Genomic DNA, 19,125 nt, shown 5'->3' with positions numbered 1-19,125 from the left:
ATCATTGCCCGCCCGCATTCCAAGTCGCGTCCAGAATGCGTTCGCTCTGTTGCGAAATTATGGCGGGTGGTGCGATCTTGCTCTCACTTCACGCGAACGCGAACGTCATGGCCGGGCACAGCGCGTCATCGCGCCAGGTGACCCGGCCATCCACGCCTCCTTGGGGCTGGTGAAGGAAGACGTGGATGCCCGGACACGGAAATGCAATTCGCGCGCCCGGGCATGACGATGGGAATCGATCGTCGTGAGCTACACCGCCATCCGCGGCAGGTTAATCGGATAGCCCACGGTCTGCTCGACCAGATCGAAGGTATCGACCAGCACGCGGAAGTTGGTCAGCCGGCCGGCCCTGAACTGGGCGAAATGCGCGATCCGCAAGGAGATCGGCTTGTTCGAATCGAGCGCGGTCAGCGAATAGCGCATCATCGAGGAGGCCGAATCCACCCCGAGCATGATCGATTCGCGGTCGAAGCGGTGGACGCGGAAGTTGTCCGCGATCTGCCTGATCACATCGATCACGGCCGACTTGCCGCGGCGCGAACCGAAGAACGGGTACATGTCGATCGGTCCATAGATCGCCCAGTCGACGTCCTCGTCGAGCAGGGCTTCGAGATCGGCGGGCTGGCGTTCATTGATCGCGCGATGCAATGCGCGCGAAAAACGCCAGAGACAATGCTCTGTCATTTTGGTTTGGTCCTTGAAAACTGGATTTCAAACAGCAACGGCCCATCGGGCGTCAGCATCGACGCCGTGCCAGATTGCTAAATTCGTTCGTACACTAACAATAGGTGCTTTCGGCCGAATCGCAATTGCGATTTTTGCATTGCACAAATGCAACTTGCCCGTGCTTTTAACGATCACTTAACCGTCATGGCCGGCGGCCGGCCTGCGCAAGATGGCGATTTCGGCGTCGCGAATCGCGATGACGCCGAACAGCAGGGCGCCCGGATACCGGCGATCGCGGCCACAGGCGGCGTGTCCGGAGACAGCCCTGAGGTGTGTCACGGCAAGCGCGCTGAGGTTCAACGGTGCACGGAAAATGAGCGATGCTTTGGCGTGCACCTATGATGTGCAGCTACGCGATCGCCGCCGCTTCACTCAGCGTCCCGGAATGACGAGGCGACGACGCCAGATTAGATCGGGTCCGGCCGCCGGCCGGTCAGGATCGCGGCGACGTCGCGTTCGAGCAGCTGCTGGACCAGATCGAAGGTGTCGATGACTTCCCTGATCTGGCTGATCTTGCCGTCGCGCAGGGTATAGAAGCCGGCTACGTCGAACTGCACCATGCGCTGATTGATGCTCTTGCGAAAGAACACGCGGATGAACGCGGCTGCCTTGTCGCCGTCGACGACCAGCATCGGCACCTCGCAGCGCAGCTCGGAATAACGGGCGCGGACCGCGTCCCACATCTCGCGCATTTCGGCCTTGCCGCGGCGGTGGCCCATATGCGGCAGGATGTCAATCGGGGCGTTGGCGAGGAATTCGATGTCGTCGGTGCAGCGCTCCAGCGTGGCTTCGACGTCGCCGGAATACAGGACGTCGAGAAAATCCAGCACGTGCTGACGATTTGGTCCCTCGGTCATTCGCCCATCCTGCCTGTGCTCGACCCGGCTCTTGCCGGACCCATTGTGAACGGAACCGCGGAGCTATCAATCAGCAAAAGGATTTAAAGTTTCTGAAAGTATGTTTCTGAAGGTATTCTGACGCGGCCGCCGCGAAGAAGGTTCAGGCCGCGGGTTGCGCTTCCGGCCGGCGAACGGCGATCACACCGGCACACGTTACGGCTTGCCGAATTCCGCTTCCGGCACGGCCTTGCTGGTTGTGAGGTCGATCACGAACCTTGCCTTCTTCTCATGGCCGGGCGGGACATAGGCCTCGCCGGGCCCAAGCTCGCCGAAGATCTGCTTCGGGCGCGGAAAGCCTTTCGTGCATGCGGTCTGGATCGTGTCCTTGTCGGCGTGGGCGATGTCGACAGCGACGGTATCGCGCCCCGGCCCGGTGCCGAGTTTGGCGAGGCTGAAATAAACCGACGTTTCCTTGCAGTCGACGACGTTGGAGCCATAGGCGCCGGTCGCGTCCTCCGCCCTCACGAAATAGTTCAGCGACACAGCGATGTTGCCGGAGAAATCCTGCGTGAACACCATTTCCGCGACGCCGGATTCGAGATGGCCCTGCCCTAGATAGCCAGTGATGCAGATCAGGCGATCCTGCTTCTCATTCCGCGCAAGGGTGATGCAGTCATTCGCCTGAAAGCCCGGCTGATATCCCCTGAAGAGGGTGGCGCCGTCCTTCTGTTCGAAGATCACCGCACCGCCGAAATTCGTGGCGTGGGGCTCGCAGCCGCTTTCGTAATTGACGACGAGAAGCGTGCTGCCGTCAGCGAGGAATTTGCCGCTGTGCCGGTCCGGCGTCAGCTTGACGTCGCAACGCTTGCCGCTGCGATAGCCCTTGGCCCGGCTGCAGGCCGATCCCTTGATGTTGGCGGCATCGCAGAATGTCGCGAGCAACGGCCGGTCCGCATTCGGCGCCTTGTCTTTTGTCTGCGCGAAGGCTGGTCCGCTCAGGCCGCCGAATGCCAGTAGGATCGCCGCGCCGATTGCTTTCAAGAGGGTCTCCTGTGGTGGCCGCCGTGCCGGCACTAAACCGGGTTTTGCGTCCGGCGACAATGCATGCCGCGGCGCCGGGGAACGATCCCGCCACGGCCGGCGTTGATTCCGTCCGTTGCTAACGGAGACCATGATGACGAAACCCGTTCCTCCCATCCCGCAGGACAACCAGAGCCACAAGGGCCCCGGCAGCGCGCCCAGCGTCCCCCTCGACACCACCAAGGGCCATCGCGACGACGAGAAGAACAACATTCGCGAACAGGCCAGCCACGGCAATCTGACACAGAACACGAGCAACCGCCGGTCGGGGTGAGGGCAGGGTAGCCCCGCACTCTCGATGTCGTCCCTGCGAACGCAGGGACCCATACCGCGTGATCTATCGATAAGGCAGTGCGGCGGACGCCTTTCGCAAAACCTCTGCCGGTGGCTATGGGTCCCTGCGTTCGCAGGGACGACGGCGAGTGTGCCGCACGTTCGATTTCGAATTTCAAACAGCCATCACCCGCGAAGGTGATCCGTAGGGATGGGTGGAGCGAAGCGATACCCATCAATGAGGCGGATTCGGCCGATGGGTTTCGCTTCGCTCTACCCATCCTACAAGACACGCCTTCGCATTCTCGCGGCGCGAAGCGCCCGGAGGGATGCGATCGGCGATGCCCTCGAAAACGAAGAGGGCGCAGGGAAAGCCGGGTGCCCTCAGCACCCGCGATCGTGCGCACAAAGTGCACACGGGTGACCGCAAGGTGCGCCGGAACACCCGGCCTTCCCTGCGCAATGGTTTTACGGCTTATAGCGCGCTCTCCCTGGAGACGAATTCCTCTTGCCTCCATCGCTGACGAATTGATCCGCCGAAGCCCGGTTGGGCTCGACACATCTCCGCCAGCTTGACACCAGCCACGGGTGCCAGAACCACACGCCTTTACCGTCCGCGGCTTCCTCCACCAAAACGCTTCGACCGGCTCATGTGCTGCCGACCGAAATTCCGGCGAAGGCGTTTAAGCGCCGGTCGTCTGCGCGCCGTTCGATCGCTCACAGGCCGAAGCCCGCCCTGCGAACACGTCGCGCGCCCGACGCTGCCGCGTCCATCGCATCCCGCGCCCAACGTCCGTGACGATCGCGATACGCCCCTCTAGCGGGTGCGGGATGGCGGGCTTGTAGGGGTGATTTGGGGTATTCGCGAAGCGGAATATCTTTGCCGCGAGCGCTGGACCAACCGCAAGCGTGATTTGCCCGACGGACAGCGCAACCGGTAGCGGTGATCTCGCGAACGTCGCCCTGGGTTCGGGGAGAGGTCGGCGCGAAGCGGCGGGTGAGGGGCTCTTGTTATGCGCCCCCATGCTTCAGACAGCGTGATCCCCGTCACGGCATGCCGCTTCCCGACCTTTCATTCTCGCGCTCATGACCGTCCTCGCCGAGGACGTAAAGCGCAGGAGCCGCCGCCATGAACGCGATTGCCGCCCCAAAATCATCCGCGCTGAACCGCCTCGAAGGCTTTGCGCTGACATTCCTCCTGCAGGGCTTCCCGACCTTCGTCAGCGCAGCCTTGCTCTTGAAACTCGCCCATCACGAGATCGCCGGCGGCGTCGTGTTGTTCGTCGTGCTGGCCTCGATCTTCCATGCCCTGCTCACGCCCTGGCTCGCGCCAAAGTTTCCAAAATTCTTCAAGCACGGCTACGAGCCGCTGTTCTTCAACGCCGGCCTGTCGTTTGTCGAAAAGATCGAGAAGTGGCGCGCCCAGCCCACGACGTCGCTTCAACTGGTGACGAACGTGCTGTTGCTGTCGCTGCTGGCGGTGGGCGTGATGAGTGTGAGGTGAGGGTGCACTACGGGTGCGTTATTTCTTGGACGACCTCCCAACTGCGGGGAGGTCCGGTAACTGCGGGTCTGGCTCGCCACTTCAGATACCGAGCGCGCTCTGATAGGCGAACAGCGCCGGTGCGCCGCCGGTGTGCAGGAAGATGACATTGTCGTCCTTGCGCCAACGGCCCTGGCGGATCAGGGCGATCAGGCCGGCGAGGCCCTTGCCGGAATAGACGGGATCGAGCGGAAGCGCCTCGAGCTGGCCGGCAAGGCGGATCGCTTCGATGGTGGCTTCGTGCGGGACGCCGTAGGCAGGGCCCGCGTGGCCAGCGACGACTTCCACGCTTGCTTCGCCGAAGGGAACGTCGAGCAGATCGGACGCTTCTTGCGCGAACGCCACGACATCGGCGCGCACCCGCGCGGGCTCGGCGTCGATATCGATGCCGACGATGCGCGTCGCCGGCATCGCCACGGCGGCGCCGGCGACGAGGCCGGCCTGCGTGCCGGCGCTGCCGGTGCAGTGGACGATCGCGGCTGGCGCGAAACCCGACTGCGCGGCCTGCGGTTCGATCTCGGCAATCGTCGTGGCATAGGCGACCGCGCCCAACGCATTCGAGACGCCGTAGGGCACGAAGTAGGGCTTGTGGCCCTTTGCCTGGAGATCGTCGACCAGTGCGCGGATGGCGGCATTGCGGTCGCCGGTCCACGGCACGTCATGAAGATGTGCGCCGAACAGCCGGTTGAGAAACGCGTTGCCCGAGGTCTTGTATTCCGGCGTCGGCGGTTCGAGCCGGCCGTGGTAGACGGCAAGATGGCAGGCGAGGCCGAACTTTGCCGCCACCGCCGCGACCTGCCGCTGGCTGTTCGATTGCACCACGCCGCCAGAGACGATCGTATCGGCGCCGCTCGAAATGGCTTCGTGCAGCACGTAGTCGAGCTTGCGCAACTTGTTGCCGCCAAAGCCGAGTCCGGTGGCGTCTTCGCGCTTGACCCACAGCCGCGGTCCGCCGAGATGCGCCGTCAGCCGCTTCATCGGCTCGAGCGGGGTCGGCAGGGTGGCGAGACCCAGGCGGGGAAAGACGGCGAGCCGGTCGGACAATGGGGTGCGGTTGGTTTGCATCGTTCTGTGGTCTGACTCACGCGTGATGTTCTGACAATGGCCCGACGGCCGCTATTATGGCCCAATCGACGATAGCTGCATCAGTCAAGCGAACGATGGAAGTCTCCTCGTGGCCCATCGCGCCGTTTCGCTGCTGAGCCTGCGCGTCGTCTAGTCGCTCACGGAAAGCCCGCCCTGCGATCACGTTCGCGTCCGGCACTGCTGCGTCCACCGCAACCCGCCCCAACGTTCGCTCAGGGGCGTCGTCAAGACGCGGGCATATAGTACAACTGGTTCAACGTTGTATTGTCGTTTCTTGCGATGGGGTTTGTCCTGTGTATGATTTTCTTCGTTCAGTTTTGAGGGTTCTTCTTCATCCGCGATAGCAGCAAGTCACGCGATTCTTGTGCTAAATTGGCCCATGCGGGGAAGGAGCACCCGGTGTGGCAGAATCTACGAAGACAGGTTCAGCATGAGCTTTCTACCGGCGTCGACCTGACGCGGTGGGTTGGCTGGATTGGGCTCGCTGTCGCGGTCGGCATCGTATATTTCGTGGCAGCGCGGCTTAGCCTTGCCCTGCTGACCAAACCAGAGGGCGTTGCCGTTTTCTGGCCTGCCGCAGGTGTGTCCGCCGGCGTCCTGATCGCGCTCGGGTCCCGGGCGCGATGGCCGGTCGTTGTCGGCACCATGGCTGCAACCATCGCGGCGAATCTCTTTGGCGACCGGAATCTCTGGAGCGCCGTTCTATTTGCCTTATGCAATGCAGGGGAAGCTGTGCTCGCGGCGTGGCTCATTGAGCATTACTTCGGTTTGGATTTCAGACTGGACAAGCTGCGCAACGTGCTGGGATTGGCAGCGGCGGCGATCATTGGGACCGCTGTCTCGGGGATCGGGGGGGCCGTAGCGTACAAACTGTTTCACAGTACGACGACGTCGATGCTGACGACATGGCAGCACTGGTTCGCATCAGACGGCCTGGGAATAATCACGGTTGCACCGTTGCTGATCGAGCTTGCCTCAGCCTGGCGCGACCGGCCGTCGCCGAGCGAACTCGCCGAAGGTGCTTTGGCGGTCGCCGCACTAGCCCTGGTAAGTGGACTTGGCATTTTCCTGCATTCGGAACTGTTGGCGACCGTTGGGCCGGTCGCCGTGTTGTTCGCGCCGCTGCTGTGGCTTGCAGCTCGCTGCCGGCCGGTTTTTGCTGCGGCAGCCGCCTTCATTGTCAGCCTTTCAATCGTCTGGACGACCACCTTTGGCATTGGCTATTTCGGTAATCCGGCTCTTTCAGTGGCCGAGCGCGTCATGGCGGCCCAAGTCAGCATTCTACTTGTGACGGTCAGCGCATCGGTTCTTGCCGCGCTGTTTGCCGAAATCCGGGAGAAGAGGAGGTTGGCCGAAGCGGCTCTGCTCGCCAGCGAAACGCAACGCTATCTCATCGAAACCCAGAGGTTAGCCGCACTCGGCCGTCTCGTCGCGGGGGTTGCACACGAGATCAATACCCCGGTCGGCATCAGCCTCACGGTGGCCTCGACACTCGCGCACCGCTCCGCGAACTTCGCCGACCAGATCGTCTCAGGTCCGGTGCGCCGTTCCCTGCTCGCAGAGTTCTCCGATTCTTGTCGCGATGCTGCAAACCAACTCGTCGCGAACCTCCAGCGCGCCGGAGAACTGGTTCAATCATTCAAGCAGGTCACCGCCGATCGCAGCCACGCTGATCGGCGTACCTTTGACCTCAAGCTTGCGACCGAGCAGATCGTGGCCAGTGTGCTGCCGGGGCTGCCGAAATCCCGAGCTTCACTTGCACTCGAGATACCCTCCGACATCACCCTCGACAGCTACCCGGGCGCCTACGGGCAGGTGTTGACCAACCTCATCTTCAACGCCGTCACCCACGGCTTCACCGATGGACCTGGCGGACACATGCTGATCAAGGCGCGTCGCTTCGGCATGGAACAGGTGGAGATCATTTTCTCGGATGACGGTAGTGGCATTCCGGAGGAAGTTCAGCGTCAGGTCTTCGATCCGTTCTTCACCACCAGACGTGCGCAGGGCCGTACCGGGCTCGGCCTGTATATCGTCCATAATCTCGTGACGCAGCAGCTCGGCGGTAGAATCACGCTCGTCTCCGCTTTGGGAAAAGGCACGACCATTTACATGACACTTCCCGTGCTCGCCCCCGGCCTGGCAGAGCCAACCAATACGGCCGGGCGCCTCAACACATAGTCGATGGCGCTGCCGTCGCGCGGTACGGCGACTGCGGCTGCGATCGCTGATCGACTACCGCTTCTTCCATCCGCCGCGATGTCCCGGTGCGCCGCCGCTCGACCGCGGTGAGGGGCCGAATTCGGGGCCGGATTGGCGCGAGTCAGTGGGCTGGAAGATTTTGGTGCCGCCGGGGAGTTCGGGCTTGCTTGGTTTGGCGCCGCCGGGGCGGAAGGGCAAGGATTCCGGGCCGTGCATTTCGTCGAGGTGGGGTTTGTGGACCTTTGAACCGGCACGACTCGCGGAGGGATGCCCCTCACCCCGACCCTCTCCCCGCGAAGAGCGGGGCGAGGGAGAAGAAGGGCCACCGCGCTTCTTCATCGCTGATGTCGGCAAGTTCGCGGCCTCGCCGTACTTCTTCGTCCCGGCATAGGCGCCGGCCTTGCCTTGCACGGTGCGTTGTTTGGCGGTGGGGTCGTCCACCACTGCCATTTCCGTCGCGCGGAGGCGTTTGACTTCGTCGCGGAGTCTCGCGGCTTCCTCGAAATTCAGGTCGGCGGCGGCTTCGCGCATGCGGGTTTCGAGGTCGGAGAGGACCGCCTCGAAATTGTGGCCGATGGAGATGACGTCGTCGGCCATGCCGCCGTCGCCGATCTCGACCAGCACGTGGTCGCGCTCGTAGACAGAGTTCATGATGTCGCCGATCGACTTCTTGATGCTCTCCGGCGTGATGCCGTGCGCGGTGTTGTATTCGACCTGCTTCTCGCGGCGGCGGTCGGTCTCGGCGATGGCGCGCTCCATCGAGCCGGTCATCTGGTCGGCATAGAGGATCACCTTGCCGTCGACGTTGCGCGCGGCGCGGCCGATGGTCTGGATCAGCGAGGTCTCGCTGCGCAGAAAACCTTCCTTGTCCGCGTCGAGGATCGCGACCAGCGCGCATTCGGGAATGTCGAGGCCCTCGCGCAGCAGGTTGATGCCGACCAGCGCGTCGAATGCGCCCAAGCGGAGGTCGCGGATGATCTCGATGCGCTCGATGGTGTCGATGTCAGAGTGCATGTAGCGGACGCGAATACCCTGCTCGTGCAGATATTCGGTGAGGTCTTCCGCCATGCGTTTTGTCAGCACCGTGACCAGCGAGCGGTAACCCGCCTGCGCGGTGGCGCGGACTTCGCCGACGAGGTCGTCGACCTGCGTTCGGGCGGGGCGAATGTTGACGGGCGGATCGATCAGCCCGGTCGGTCGGATCACCTGCTCGACGAACACGCCGCCGCTTTCGTTCAGCTCCCAGCCGCTCGGGGTCGCGGACACCGCGACGCTCTGCGGGCGCATCATGTCCCATTCCTCGAACCGCAGCGGACGGTTGTCCATGCAGGAGGGCAGGCGGAAACCGTATTCGGCGAGCGTCGCCTTGCGGCGGAAGTCGCCGCGGAACATGCCGCCGATCTGCGGCACGGTGACGTGGCTTTCGTCGGCGAAGACCAGCGCGTTATCAGGCACGTATTCGAACAGCGTCGGCGGCGGCTCGCCGGGGCGGCGGCCCGTAAGATAGCGCGAATAGTTCTCGATGCCGGCGCAGCTTCCCGTCGCCTCCATCATTTCGAGGTCGAAGGTGGTGCGCTGCTCCAGCCGCTGCGCTTCCAACAGGCGGCCGTGGTTGTTGAGCTCGTCGAGCCGCAGTTTTAGCTCGCTCTTGATCGACTTGATCGCCTGCACCAAGGTCGGGCGCGGCGTCACATAGTGCGAGTTGGCGTAGATCTTGATGAATTCGAGATCGTCCTGCTTGTGGCCGGTGAGCGGATCGAATTCTTCAATATTTTCCACGGTGTCGCCGAACAGGTTCACCCGCCAGGCGCGGTCCTCATAGTGCGCCGGGAAGATGTCGATGACGTCGCCGCGGACGCGAAAAGTGCCACGGGTAAAGTCGGCCTGGGTGCGTTTGTATTGCAGCGCCACGAGGTCGGCGATCAACTGCCGCTGGTCGATGCGCTCGCCCTTCTTCAGCGCGAAGGTCATCGCGGTATAGGTCTCGACCGAGCCGATACCGTAGATGCAGGACACCGAGGCGACGATGATGACGTCGTCACGCTCCAGGAGCGCGCGCGTCGCCGAGTGGCGCATGCGGTCGATCTGCTCGTTGATGGACGAGTCCTTCTCTATGTACGTGTCGGTGCGCGGCACATAGGCTTCGGGCTGGTAGTAGTCGTAATAACTGACAAAATATTCGACCGCGTTGTCGGGAAAGAAGCTCTTGAACTCGCCATAGAGCTGGGCGGCCAGCGTCTTGTTCGGCGCCAGGATGATGGCGGGGCGTTGCGTCGCCTCGATCACCTTGGCCATGGTGTAGGTCTTGCCCGAGCCCGTGACGCCGAGCAGCACCTGGGTGCGGTCGTTGCGGTTGATGCCTTCGACGAGTTCCTTGATCGCAGTCGGCTGGTCGCCCTTCGGTTCGTATTCGGATTTGATCTCGAAGCGCACGCCGCCTTCGGATTTTTCCGGGCGCGGCGGCCGGTGCGGGGTCCAGATCCTGATCTGGCCGTCGTCGTCCTTAAACTCCGGGCGGCCGTCGCGGATCAGATTTTCGAGCGCGTCGGCGGTGGCCTTGACGCCGAATGCCTCCATCTTGCTGCGCGGCGGCCGGGCCAAGGCCTCGTCGTCGTCTTCCGCCGTCGGCAGGCCGAGCTGGCGCGCGATTTCGGGATCAAGCGTCGGGATGGTGGCCGAGGTGCCGTAGTTGGCCTGGGGGGCTTCCTCGAGGCCCTGCGTCGATGCATCGCGCTTGGCGACATCATCGCTGGTTCCCCTGGTCGAGGCGCGGGCGCGATGCGCCGCGGCCTCGCCGCCGGCGCGGCGGTCCCACGAATTGTCCGGCGGCGGCTGCAGGCCGGTGCTCGAGCCCATGCCGGCGTCACCGCGGTTGATCGCGGGATTGAGCAGTTCCGCCAACGCGGGTCCGATCGGCTGAACGTCAGGCCTCGACGCCTTGGAATTTGGCGCCTTGGATCTGGGAGTTTTGCCTGATTTTTTGGGAGTGTCGGGTTTCTTCGCCATCCGGCGAATATGGGATGAGTCAGCCAGCGAGGAAAGGGCAAACGGGCTCGCGCGCAATGCTGCGGGTGTTGTGTCAGCAGATGTCAGCAAGCCGACTCGGAACCGTCTCGTTACGCCGTCAGCGGGGCCGTCGAGGGGTTGACGATATCCAGATGGATCCCGCCGCAGCGCGTGCAGCGCATGGTCCAGTATTCGGCGCCGGCGCGGCCGGGGATGATGCGCAGGACCGCGAGCGCGGCGCTGCAATCCGGACAGCTCGAGAGCACCGGGGTGGCCTGCAGGGTCTGTTCGGGAAGGGGCAGGGAGATTCGGCCGGCGGCTCCGCCGCTCGCGCTTACGGGTTCGCGAACCGCGGCTTGAAACGATCGATATGGGCCTTCGCGTCCGCAATCGCCGCTTCTGGATCCGACCACGCGAAACCGACTTCGAGCGTCGGAAACGCCATCCCATCGATCACCACCGGCGCCTGGTCGGCCCGTTGAATCCTGGCGTGCCATAGCCCTCTCCCTGCTTCGAACGACTGAATTTCAAAGCCGCCATAGATCATGGCGTATCCCCCGGGTTGTCCCATCGCCGCAGGAGAGCACGGCTGGGTCGGGAACTTTGTGAACGGGTTCACATGTCAGCTGATTTTTGAGAGGCAGCGCCTGGATTCGGCGTCGCTTGTCACCGCCGCCCGAGAATATGATCGGCGAGCACGGCCGCGTCGTCGCCGACGCCGGACAGGAACGAGGAATTCATCTTCGACAGCCATTGCAGGCCGAGGAAATACAGGCCCGGCTCGGTGGATATGCCGTTGCGGTGCACTGCCTCGCCTTTGGCGTCGGTGACCGGGAGATCGATCCAGCCGAAATCGACGCCGTAGCCGGTGGCCCAGATCACCGCCGAGATGCCTTCCGCGGCGAGGTCGAGGCGCGTCAGCGGTGCGGTGACGCAAGGCGGGGCGGCGAACGTCGCGCGGGCGTCGGGGTCTTCGGGCAGCTCCATGCGGCGGCGTTTCACATAGGCGTCCACCGTATCGAGAAAGGTGGTGTAGACGAGGTCGCCATTGGCAAGGCTTTCGGCAAGGCCGGGTGCAATCTCGAACACGCCGTCATGCGCCGCCTCGATGCGCCCCACCAGGATCATGCCGTCGGCGGCGAAGTTGCGGAAATCGATGGTGCGGCCGCCATAGGCGCCGGAAATGACAGGGCCCAGGCGCGCCGGCCCGCGCTCCTCCGGCGTGACCTGATCGAGGTTCATCTCGGCGAGCCACCAGATCAGGTCGCGGCCACGGTAACGGCGCGGCAGCCGGCGGTGCCGTCCGACCGAGAGGTAGACGCGGCGGCCGGCCTGCAACAATTCCTCGGCGATCTGCGCGCCCGACGCACCGGCGCCGGCCACCAGCACCGCGCCCGGCGGAAGCTGTCCGGGATTCCTGTAGTCGGCGGCATGGACCTGAAACACGGGATGATCGCCCGGCAGATCCGGGACGAGGTTACGCTGATAGGGACCGGTGGCGACGACGACATTGTCCGCCGCGATCGTGCCGTCGGTGGTCTCGGCGATGAAGCCTGCGCCGCCACGCCGCAACAGCCGCGTCACCGCGACGCCGCAGCGGATCGGGGGGTCGACGAAGCCGGCATAGGCCTCGATGAATTTGATAATGTCGGAGGTCGCTGCAAAGGCATCCGGATCGCTGTGCGGAAACGGAAAGTCCGGCAACCGCACCGACCAGTTGGGAAACTGGAATTTCAGCCCGTCCCAGCGTTCGCTGCGCCAGCGTTCGGCGATCCGGTGGCGCTCCAGCACGAGGTGCGAAAGCCCGCGCTCCTTCAGCCGGTGGCTCATCACGAGGCCAGCCTGGCCGCCCCCGATCACGAGCGTTTCGATCTTTTCATCCGGCATGTTTCTGGCCCCTGCGGCGCATGGCGGGCTCTACCGCCGCGCGGATAATCCAGCGCCGGAACGCGGCGAAATCGCGCTGCCCGGTGCTGAAGCCCCGATACACCAAATACCAGCGCATGCCTTTCGGCACGCTTAACGCAAATGGCGCGACCAGCCGGCCGGCCGCGAGGTCGTCGTCGATATAGGGGCGGATGCCCATGGCGATGCCGAGGCCGTCAACGGCGGCCTGCAACGCCTGGCCGTATTGGGCGAATTCCGGCCCGCGCGCGGTGACGCGGGGGATGCCGGCGGCCTCGAGCCATGACGGCCAATCGTCGGGCGAATGCGCCACCCGGAGCAGCGTCGGCCCCTTCAGGTCGCCGGCGCGCTTGAGGGGGTTGGCAAGGCGCGGCGCGCATACCGGCAGCAGGTCGGCGGCGAATAACGGTTCGGCGATCAGGCCGGGCCATTCGCCGTCGCCGAGCTTGATGCCGCAGCTCCAGTCCTCGCCAAACGGCACCGCGACGCCGCCGGTGGTGATGCGGACGTCGATATCCGGCTCATGTTTGCGGAAATCCGTCAGCCGCGGAATCAGCCATTTCATCGCAAAGGTGGGACCGACCCCGATGGTCAGCACCCGGACGCTGGAGGGGGCGGTGACCTGCGCGGTCAGGCTCGCCAGCGAGTCGAAGATCGGCGTCAGTCCGCTCTGGTAGGCACGGCCGGCCGCCGTGGTGGCAAGGCGGTTGGCCTTGCGCTCGAACAGCGCGACCCCCAGCCGCTCTTCCAAGAGGTGCACCATCCGGCTGACCGCGGCGGCGGAGACGTTGAGCTCTGCGCCGGCGGCGGCAAAGCTGCCGGTCCTGGCTGCGGCCTCGAACGCCTTGATACCGTTGAGAAAGAGCAGCCGCCGCACGTAACCCTCAGGAAAACTGATGCCAGGGCAAGATAACTCAGTTTGCGCACGTGTCACAAGCGAGGCAGAAGAATGCACAGGAATAGATGTCGTGAATCGTTGAATTGGTGCGGCTGGCTCCAAACCTCGCCCCGCTCTTGCGGGGAGAGGTCGGCGCGAAGCGCCGGGTGAGGGGCTCTCTCCGCGAGTCCGACTGCTGGCGAGTTTGCGGAAGCACCCCTCACCCCAACCCTCTCCCCGCAAGAGCGGGGCGAGGGAGAAGAGGGCAGCCGCCGCTTCAATTCGAGCCTGGCCGATACAGGAGACTTTCCTTGACGCCCCTCATGATTGCAGCCCTCGGTGTGTTGATGGTCGCGACAGCCTTCCTGTCGGGGCTGTTCGGCATGGCCGGCGGGATGATCCTGATCGGCGTGCTGCTGATGCTGATGCCGCTGCCGACCGCGATGGTGCTGCATGCGATCACGCAGATGGCGTCGAACGGGTGGCGCGCCTTTCTATGGCGGGCGCATATCCGCTGGCGGCCGGTGTTCGTCTATCTGATCGGCTGCGCGCTCGCGCTCGGCGCCTGGTCGATCATCCGCTACGTGCCGGACAAGCCCATTGCATTACTGTTGCTCGGCGTGACGCCGTTCATGGCGCGGCTGATGCCGAAGAACCTCAAGCCCAATCCCGACAGCATCGCGCAGGGCTCGTTCTACGGCTTCATCTGCATGGGCCTGATGCTGATGACCGGCGTCTCCGGCCCCTTGATGGACACGTTCTTCCTCGGCGGCAATTTCGGCCGCCGCGAGGTGGTCGCCACCAAGGCCACCTGCCAGGTCGCCAGCCATCTCACAAAGCTGATCTATTTCGGTGGCATCGTCGACCAGGCGGCGACGCTCGATCCGGTGCTGGCCGGCGTCGCGATCGCCGCCTCGATGCTCGGCACCACGCTGGCGCGGCGCATCCTGGAAGCGATGAGCGACGCGCAGTTTCGCAGCTGGGCGAACCGGCTGATCACCACCGTCGCGGGCTACTACATCCTCTACGGCGGCTGGCTGTTGTTCACGCGCGGAAGCGCGATGGCGTTTTGAGTTTGACCGCTTCGGATGCGGAGGCGCTGATGACCGGGACCACGGACGCACTGGTGCTCGACCTCGTCGAATGGATCGGCCGCGAGCCGCGGCTTTATGCCGAGGTGATCGAGACGTGGCGCACCTCATGCCCGCGCCTGACCATCTGGGAGGACGCGGTCGATCGCGGCTATGTGGCGCGGCAGGCGGCGGCCGGTCAGGGCGTTCATGTCGCAATCACGGCATCAGGTGAAAAATTCTTGCGCGATCACGGCCGCATCGGCTGACGCAATCACATTCGCGCGCGGGACGTCCGGCGGCATTGACTCGCATGGAGCGATCGGGCCAAATTCATGCAATCGCATGCAAATGGCGATCCTATCCAGATGACATGCCGCAGCAAGACGGGAAACGCTCCATGATCGATCTCCATTACTGGACCACGCCGAACGGCCACAAGATCACGATGTTCCTCGAAGAGACCGGGCTTCCCTACAAGATCTTTCCGGTCAACATCGGCAAGGGCGAACAGTTTACGCCGGAGTTTCTGGCGATTGCGCCCAACAACCGGATTCCCGCGATGGTCGATCATGCGCCGAAGGGCGGCGGCAAGCCGATCTCGATCTTCGAGTCGGGCGCGATGCTGTTGTATCTCGCCGAGAAGACCGGAAAATTCCTTCCCGCCGATCTCTACGGTCGCTACGACGCGATCCAGTGGACGTTCTGGCAGATGGGCGGGCTCGGTCCGATGGCCGGGCAGAACCATCACTTCAGGAACTACGCGGTAGAAAAAATCAAATACGCCATCGACCGCTACGTCAATGAAACCAACCGGCTCTACGGCGTGCTCAACAAACGCCTTGCCGACCGCGAGTTCATTGCCGGCGACTATTCGATCGCCGACATGGCGAGCTATCCCTGGGTCGTGGGCCACAAGAACCAGGGCCAGAACATCGACGACTTCCCCCATCTGAAGCGCTGGCTGGAAACGATTCAGGCGCGGCCGGCTACCGTGCGCGCCTACGCCAAGGCCAAAGAGGTCAATCCGAATTTCGGCCAGCCCGTTAATCGCACCGAAGAAGAACGCAGGATCCTGTTCGGCCAGACCGCGGCGGTGGTGCGGTAGGATTCACGTCTCTTCGTGGTAAAGGCGCTTGCTCCACTCCCTCTCCCCGTCCTTTACGGGGAGAGGGTTGGGGTGAGGGGCTCTCTCCGCGAGCTGTGAGCGACGTGAGACCTGTACCCCCTCACCCGGATTGCTTCGCAATCCGACCTCTCCCCGCAAGCGGGGCGAGGTTGGAGACGCGGCGAGATTCCCCTTCAAGCACGACCACCCGCCGTCATTGCGAACGTTAGCGAAGCAATCCATATCGCGGCATAACGGAGAGATGGATTGCTTCGTCGCTTGCGCTCCTCGCAATGACGGCTAGGCTGGCAGTCGTCTTTGGAACAGGCCACGACATGCCCCTCAAACTCTACGAACTTGTCGGCACCGACGCCTCCCGCCCGTTCAGCCCGTTCTGCTGGCGCACACGGATGGCGCTGGCGCATAAGGGACTGTCGGCGGAAACCATCCCGTGGTGCTTCACCGAGAAAAGCGCGATCGCGCCGCATGGCTCCGAGAAAGTGCCGGTACTGCTCGACGGCGATAGTGCGATCGTCGATTCCTGGACCATCGCCAATTATCTCGAAGACACCTATCCGGACCGGCTGTCGCTGTTCGGCGGCGAGGGTGGCCGCGCCATGGGGCGGATGCTGAACTGGTGGGGCGACGGCGTAATCGGCGGCATGTTTCCGCTCATCATCGCCGACATCCCGCTCAACCTGAAGCCGGAGGACGCGGCCTATTTCCGCAACAGCCGCGAGGCGCGTTTCGGCAAGCCTCTGGAAGAGATCATGGCCAGCCGCGACAAGGCGGTCGAGGGTTTTCGCAAATCGCTCGATCCGCTGCGGCTGACATTGCGGACGCAGTCTTTCCTCGGCGGCACCGTAGCGAACTATGCGGACTACATCGTGTTCGGCGCGTTCCAGTGGGCGCGGGTGGTCAGCCCGTTCAAGCTGCTGGTGGAAGACGATCCGGTCTATGCCTGGCGCGAGCGGCTGCTCGATGCCTTCGACGGGCTGGCACGAAAGTCGCCAAGCTATCACGGATAGGTTCGCCGATGTCGGGTTCGGCAGATGCGAAATTCTCCGGGGCCGTCATCATGGCCGCAGAGCCGCAACTCTTCGTCGCCGGCATCAAGGCGTCCTGCGATTTCTTCGTGAAGACGCTCGGCTTCACCACCGTGTTCACGTACGGCGAACCGCCATTCTACGCGCAGGTCGCACGCGATGGCGCACGGCTGAATTTGCGATGCGTCGAGCAATCCGTGATCGACCCGGTTTTGCGTGACCGCGAGGAATTGCTTTCCGCCTCGCTCACCGTCGCGAGCGCGGAAGAGATCGAGCTACTCTTCCTGGAGTTCCAGGCTGCGGGCGCGACGTTCTTTCAGACGCTTAAGCGCGAACCGTGGGGCGCCAGCGATTTCATCATCAGAGATCCCGACGGTAACCTCTTGCTGTTTGCAGGCCCGGCCGAGTGACGGCGCGATGTCAGTCGGTACCTTCGTGCGTTGATTAACGGCAGCAATGGTGACGTTCGCTGATGCAAATCAGCAGGCAGTGATTGCGCGACTGTCCGGTCTATCGCCGAGGCTGTAAATTAGTTCTATCCGATAACGATGTTAGCTGTGACGTAAATTGAAGGCGTAGTCTTGTTCCCTTGATGGCCATCAGGGGAGGGGCGTCATGACCGACTTTGAAGCCAAGTTGGAGCGGTTTGAGACTCTTGCTGCCGAATGCGATTTGATCGGCAAGTTGTCGGCGGACGCGGCGAAGCGCCAGTTGTATCTGCGTCTCGGCCAGCATTACCGCGAACTGGCCGATGACATGCGGACGGTGATAGCGACCAAAAATGCGGCTTAGCGCGTTGCCTCGTTGGCGCGCCGTCACAGCTTTTGACAGGGTAAGGCGCGCCGGCTTCTGCCCGCGCTGCGGCATCAACGCGTTCGGCTAGCATGGACGGTCATCGTCCAAGCTGGCCGAGCACGGCGAACCACAACGCAAGCGTCTCGGCATAAGCGCGCGGTTCCGACGGTTGGTTGCGAACAGCCGTATGGACCATGACGAGCTTGGTGGTCGGATCGACCAGGATGATCTGTCCCCGGATGCCAAGCAGCGCAAATCTGCGCTGCTCACCGGGGAGTAGCCACACCTGGTATCCATAGCCGAAGTAGGAAGTTGCCGTTCCCGGGGCGAGATGCCCGTCGGCTGGCCTCACCGTGGTGGCGTCCAGCACCCACTGCCGTGGAATCAGTTGGCGTCCTTCCCATGCGCCGTCATGCGCGAGCAGCCGGCCCAGACGCGCGTAATCGCGCAAGGTCGCGTTAAAGCAGCAGAAGGCAATCTCCTGGCCGGTACTATCGACGGCCCAGGCCGCGTCGGCTTCCGCGCCGATTGCGTCCCAGACCCTGTCGTGCAGATAGTCCGCGACGGGCTGACCCGTGGCAGAGCGCAACACAAGGCCCAGGATTTCGGTCTCGACGCTGGCGTAGTGCCATTTGGTCCCCGGTGGAGTAGCGCGCGTGTTGAACTGGGCGACGCTGGTGACGGGGTTCTTTCCGGGCTCAATGAACAGGTCGCGTGCGAGTCGCGCGATGTCGTCCTGCCCGTCATAGATCTCCGAAAAGGCAACGCCCGATGACATGTGCAGGAGGTCGCGGATTGAGGTCTTGCCATACTCCGCCTCCGCAAGGCCGGGAACATAGGTCGAGACAGGGTCGTCGATCGACTTGATCTTGCCCTCGGAGACAGCAATGCCGATCAGCATCGACGTGATCGTTTTCGCCATGGACTGTGAGAGGAAGCGGTCGCGGTCGGTGCGGGCATATTGATAGTGCTCATACAGGATCGTGTCGTCTTTCGCGATCAGGAGGCCCGTGGTCGGGTTGTGGCCGAGATAGTCTGCGATCGAGCGCTGCTCGGATCCGAACTTGTAGGAGATCGCGGGCTCCGCCGCCCGCTTGAACAGCCAGGGTGTGGTCGCACGCCGGACCTGGCGCGAGGAGAATATTTCGCCGAAATGGCTGTAGGAGCCGACGAGGTTTTCGAGCTGACTTGAGGTCGTCCGGGTACCAACTGGAAAGCCCGCCGCCGCGCCGTAGGAGGCTGCGTCGGGGCCGGTATCCGAAAACACAGGCCCGGCCGCAGCCGCACCGTCGTTCGCCGCGCCCGGCATGACTTGCGCGTGTGCCGATGACGTCAAACCGGCGATGACCAGGTTGAGAGCCAAGCCAACGGCTGCGCCACGGAAACCAAGATCAAGTGCCGTCAACGCCATGGCATTCCGTCCCCTGCCGACTTCGCGGAGTTCTCATCTCCGCCGTCAGCATAACGCGTCCGATGCTTCGTATGAAGAGGCGTATGGGTGGGAGCGGCGTCTCGTAGGGTGGGCAGAGCGAAGCGTGCCCACCATGCGCAGTTCGACCGGTGTTGGAT

19 protein-coding genes are annotated in these 19,125 nt (G+C 63.5%); 9 read left to right on the top strand and 10 right to left on the bottom strand.

Annotated elements, in window-relative coordinates; genetic code table 11:
* Positions 1–249: 249 nt before the first annotated feature.
* The 3 genes from ACPPVP_RS37165 to ACPPVP_RS37155 all read right to left on the bottom strand — a co-directional run bounded on the left by ACPPVP_RS37165 (position 250) and on the right by ACPPVP_RS37155 (position 2,606).
* Entirely contained in the window at positions 250–684 is a 435-nt protein-coding gene (locus ACPPVP_RS37165) for a nuclear transport factor 2 family protein (RefSeq protein ID WP_426528503.1), read from the bottom strand.
* A gap of 449 nt (positions 685–1,133) precedes the next feature.
* A complete protein-coding gene (locus tag ACPPVP_RS37160) occupies positions 1,134–1,583 on the bottom strand; it encodes a nuclear transport factor 2 family protein (protein ID WP_426528502.1) in 450 nt (149 codons plus the stop codon).
* A gap of 195 nt (positions 1,584–1,778) precedes the next feature.
* Complete coding sequence (locus tag ACPPVP_RS37155; RefSeq protein ID WP_426528501.1) at positions 1,779–2,606, bottom strand: hypothetical protein; 828 nt, start codon at positions 2,604–2,606, stop codon at positions 1,779–1,781.
* Positions 2,607–2,739: 133 nt separating this feature from the next.
* Here ACPPVP_RS37155 and ACPPVP_RS37150 point away from each other — a divergent pair, with 133 nt between their 5' ends.
* The gene (locus tag ACPPVP_RS37150) at positions 2,740–2,919 is read left to right on the top strand and encodes a hypothetical protein (protein WP_426528500.1); all 180 of its coding nucleotides are present in this window, start codon (positions 2,740–2,742) and stop codon (positions 2,917–2,919) included.
* 1,128 nt (positions 2,920–4,047) lie between these two features.
* Positions 4,048–4,422, top strand: coding sequence for a hypothetical protein (locus ACPPVP_RS37145; protein WP_426528499.1), 375 nt, complete (start codon positions 4,048–4,050; stop codon positions 4,420–4,422).
* Positions 4,423–4,503: 81 nt separating this feature from the next.
* Here the strand turns inward: ACPPVP_RS37145 and ACPPVP_RS37140 are convergent, their stop codons facing one another.
* Entirely contained in the window at positions 4,504–5,526 is a 1,023-nt protein-coding gene (locus ACPPVP_RS37140) for a D-cysteine desulfhydrase family protein (RefSeq protein WP_426528498.1), read from the bottom strand.
* Between the two features lie 420 nt (positions 5,527–5,946).
* Between ACPPVP_RS37140 and ACPPVP_RS37135 the strand changes: the two genes are divergently transcribed.
* The gene (locus ACPPVP_RS37135) at positions 5,947–7,728 is read left to right on the top strand and encodes an MASE1 domain-containing protein (protein WP_426528497.1); all 1,782 of its coding nucleotides are present in this window, start codon (positions 5,947–5,949) and stop codon (positions 7,726–7,728) included.
* Positions 7,729–7,782: 54 nt separating this feature from the next.
* Here ACPPVP_RS37135 and uvrB read toward each other — a convergent pair whose 3' ends face one another.
* The 5 genes from uvrB to ACPPVP_RS37110 all read right to left on the bottom strand — a co-directional run bounded on the left by uvrB (position 7,783) and on the right by ACPPVP_RS37110 (position 13,537).
* Positions 7,783–10,755: an excinuclease ABC subunit UvrB gene (uvrB, locus tag ACPPVP_RS37130; RefSeq protein WP_426528496.1), complete on the bottom strand. Its 2,973-nt coding sequence runs from the start codon at positions 10,753–10,755 to the stop codon at positions 7,783–7,785.
* 110 nt (positions 10,756–10,865) lie between these two features.
* Complete coding sequence (locus ACPPVP_RS37125; protein WP_426528495.1) at positions 10,866–11,021, bottom strand: hypothetical protein; 156 nt, start codon at positions 11,019–11,021, stop codon at positions 10,866–10,868.
* 68 nt (positions 11,022–11,089) lie between these two features.
* A complete protein-coding gene (locus ACPPVP_RS37120; RefSeq protein WP_025589094.1) occupies positions 11,090–11,302 on the bottom strand; it encodes a hypothetical protein in 213 nt (70 codons plus the stop codon).
* Positions 11,303–11,421: 119 nt separating this feature from the next.
* Positions 11,422–12,642, bottom strand: coding sequence for an NAD(P)-binding domain-containing protein (locus ACPPVP_RS37115; protein WP_426528494.1), 1,221 nt, complete (start codon positions 12,640–12,642; stop codon positions 11,422–11,424).
* Positions 12,632–13,537 carry a LysR substrate-binding domain-containing protein gene (locus ACPPVP_RS37110; protein WP_426528493.1) on the bottom strand — a complete coding sequence of 302 codons (906 nt, stop codon included), beginning with the start codon at positions 13,535–13,537 and terminating at the stop codon, positions 12,632–12,634. Before ACPPVP_RS37110 ends, ACPPVP_RS37115 begins: the two co-directional genes overlap by 11 nt.
* Before the next feature lie 311 nt (positions 13,538–13,848).
* Between ACPPVP_RS37110 and ACPPVP_RS37105 the strand changes: the two genes are divergently transcribed.
* The 6 genes from ACPPVP_RS37105 to ACPPVP_RS37080 all read left to right on the top strand — a co-directional run bounded on the left by ACPPVP_RS37105 (position 13,849) and on the right by ACPPVP_RS37080 (position 17,553).
* Positions 13,849–14,610, top strand: a complete 762-nt coding sequence (locus ACPPVP_RS37105; RefSeq protein WP_426528492.1) for a TSUP family transporter — start codon at positions 13,849–13,851, stop codon at positions 14,608–14,610.
* 29 nt (positions 14,611–14,639) lie between these two features.
* Complete coding sequence (locus ACPPVP_RS37100) at positions 14,640–14,876, top strand: hypothetical protein (RefSeq protein ID WP_426528491.1); 237 nt, start codon at positions 14,640–14,642, stop codon at positions 14,874–14,876.
* Between the two features lie 131 nt (positions 14,877–15,007).
* On the top strand, positions 15,008–15,715 hold the full coding sequence (locus ACPPVP_RS37095) for a glutathione binding-like protein (protein WP_426528490.1): 708 nt from the start codon (positions 15,008–15,010) through the stop codon (positions 15,713–15,715).
* Between the two features lie 335 nt (positions 15,716–16,050).
* The gene (locus ACPPVP_RS37090) at positions 16,051–16,743 is read left to right on the top strand and encodes a glutathione S-transferase family protein (RefSeq protein ID WP_426528489.1); all 693 of its coding nucleotides are present in this window, start codon (positions 16,051–16,053) and stop codon (positions 16,741–16,743) included.
* Positions 16,744–16,751: 8 nt separating this feature from the next.
* On the top strand, positions 16,752–17,171 hold the full coding sequence (locus ACPPVP_RS37085) for a VOC family protein (protein ID WP_426528488.1): 420 nt from the start codon (positions 16,752–16,754) through the stop codon (positions 17,169–17,171).
* A gap of 205 nt (positions 17,172–17,376) precedes the next feature.
* Positions 17,377–17,553, top strand: coding sequence for a hypothetical protein (locus tag ACPPVP_RS37080; protein ID WP_426528487.1), 177 nt, complete (start codon positions 17,377–17,379; stop codon positions 17,551–17,553).
* 100 nt (positions 17,554–17,653) lie between these two features.
* On the opposite strand, the gene ACPPVP_RS37075 is transcribed toward ACPPVP_RS37080, so the two are convergent.
* The gene (locus ACPPVP_RS37075) at positions 17,654–18,967 is read right to left on the bottom strand and encodes a serine hydrolase domain-containing protein (RefSeq protein ID WP_426528486.1); all 1,314 of its coding nucleotides are present in this window, start codon (positions 18,965–18,967) and stop codon (positions 17,654–17,656) included.
* Between the last annotated feature and the right edge of the window lie 158 nt (positions 18,968–19,125).

The sequence above is a fragment of the Bradyrhizobium sp. McL0615 genome, from assembly GCF_049993905.1.
Taxonomy (GTDB): Bacteria; Pseudomonadota; Alphaproteobacteria; order Rhizobiales; family Xanthobacteraceae; genus Bradyrhizobium.
Note: the sequence above shows the minus strand (reverse complement) of the source record. Positions and strands in the feature narration are given on the sequence as shown.

What these genes read in the sequence shown, in the direction of transcription:
- ACPPVP_RS37165 (WP_426528503.1), bottom strand. Translation starts at nt 684, where the DNA reads ATGACAGAGCATTGTCTCTGGCGTTTTTCGCGCGCATTGCATCGCGCG.
- ACPPVP_RS37160 (WP_426528502.1), bottom strand. Translation starts at nt 1,583, where the DNA reads ATGACCGAGGGACCAAATCGTCAGCACGTGCTGGATTTTCTCGACGTC.
- ACPPVP_RS37150 (WP_426528500.1), top strand. Translation starts at nt 2,740, where the DNA reads ATGACGAAACCCGTTCCTCCCATCCCGCAGGACAACCAGAGCCACAAG.
- ACPPVP_RS37145 (WP_426528499.1), top strand. Translation starts at nt 4,048, where the DNA reads ATGAACGCGATTGCCGCCCCAAAATCATCCGCGCTGAACCGCCTCGAA.
- ACPPVP_RS37140 (WP_426528498.1), bottom strand. Translation starts at nt 5,526, where the DNA reads ATGCAAACCAACCGCACCCCATTGTCCGACCGGCTCGCCGTCTTTCCC.
- uvrB (WP_426528496.1), bottom strand. Translation starts at nt 10,755, where the DNA reads ATGGCGAAGAAACCCGACACTCCCAAAAAATCAGGCAAAACTCCCAGA.
- ACPPVP_RS37120 (WP_025589094.1), bottom strand. Translation starts at nt 11,302, where the DNA reads ATGATCTATGGCGGCTTTGAAATTCAGTCGTTCGAAGCAGGGAGAGGG.
- ACPPVP_RS37115 (WP_426528494.1), bottom strand. Translation starts at nt 12,642, where the DNA reads ATGCCGGATGAAAAGATCGAAACGCTCGTGATCGGGGGCGGCCAGGCT.
- ACPPVP_RS37100 (WP_426528491.1), top strand. Translation starts at nt 14,640, where the DNA reads ATGACCGGGACCACGGACGCACTGGTGCTCGACCTCGTCGAATGGATC.
- ACPPVP_RS37095 (WP_426528490.1), top strand. Translation starts at nt 15,008, where the DNA reads ATGATCGATCTCCATTACTGGACCACGCCGAACGGCCACAAGATCACG.
- ACPPVP_RS37090 (WP_426528489.1), top strand. Translation starts at nt 16,051, where the DNA reads ATGCCCCTCAAACTCTACGAACTTGTCGGCACCGACGCCTCCCGCCCG.
- ACPPVP_RS37085 (WP_426528488.1), top strand. Translation starts at nt 16,752, where the DNA reads ATGTCGGGTTCGGCAGATGCGAAATTCTCCGGGGCCGTCATCATGGCC.
- ACPPVP_RS37080 (WP_426528487.1), top strand. Translation starts at nt 17,377, where the DNA reads ATGACCGACTTTGAAGCCAAGTTGGAGCGGTTTGAGACTCTTGCTGCC.
- ACPPVP_RS37075 (WP_426528486.1), bottom strand. Translation starts at nt 18,967, where the DNA reads ATGGCGTTGACGGCACTTGATCTTGGTTTCCGTGGCGCAGCCGTTGGC.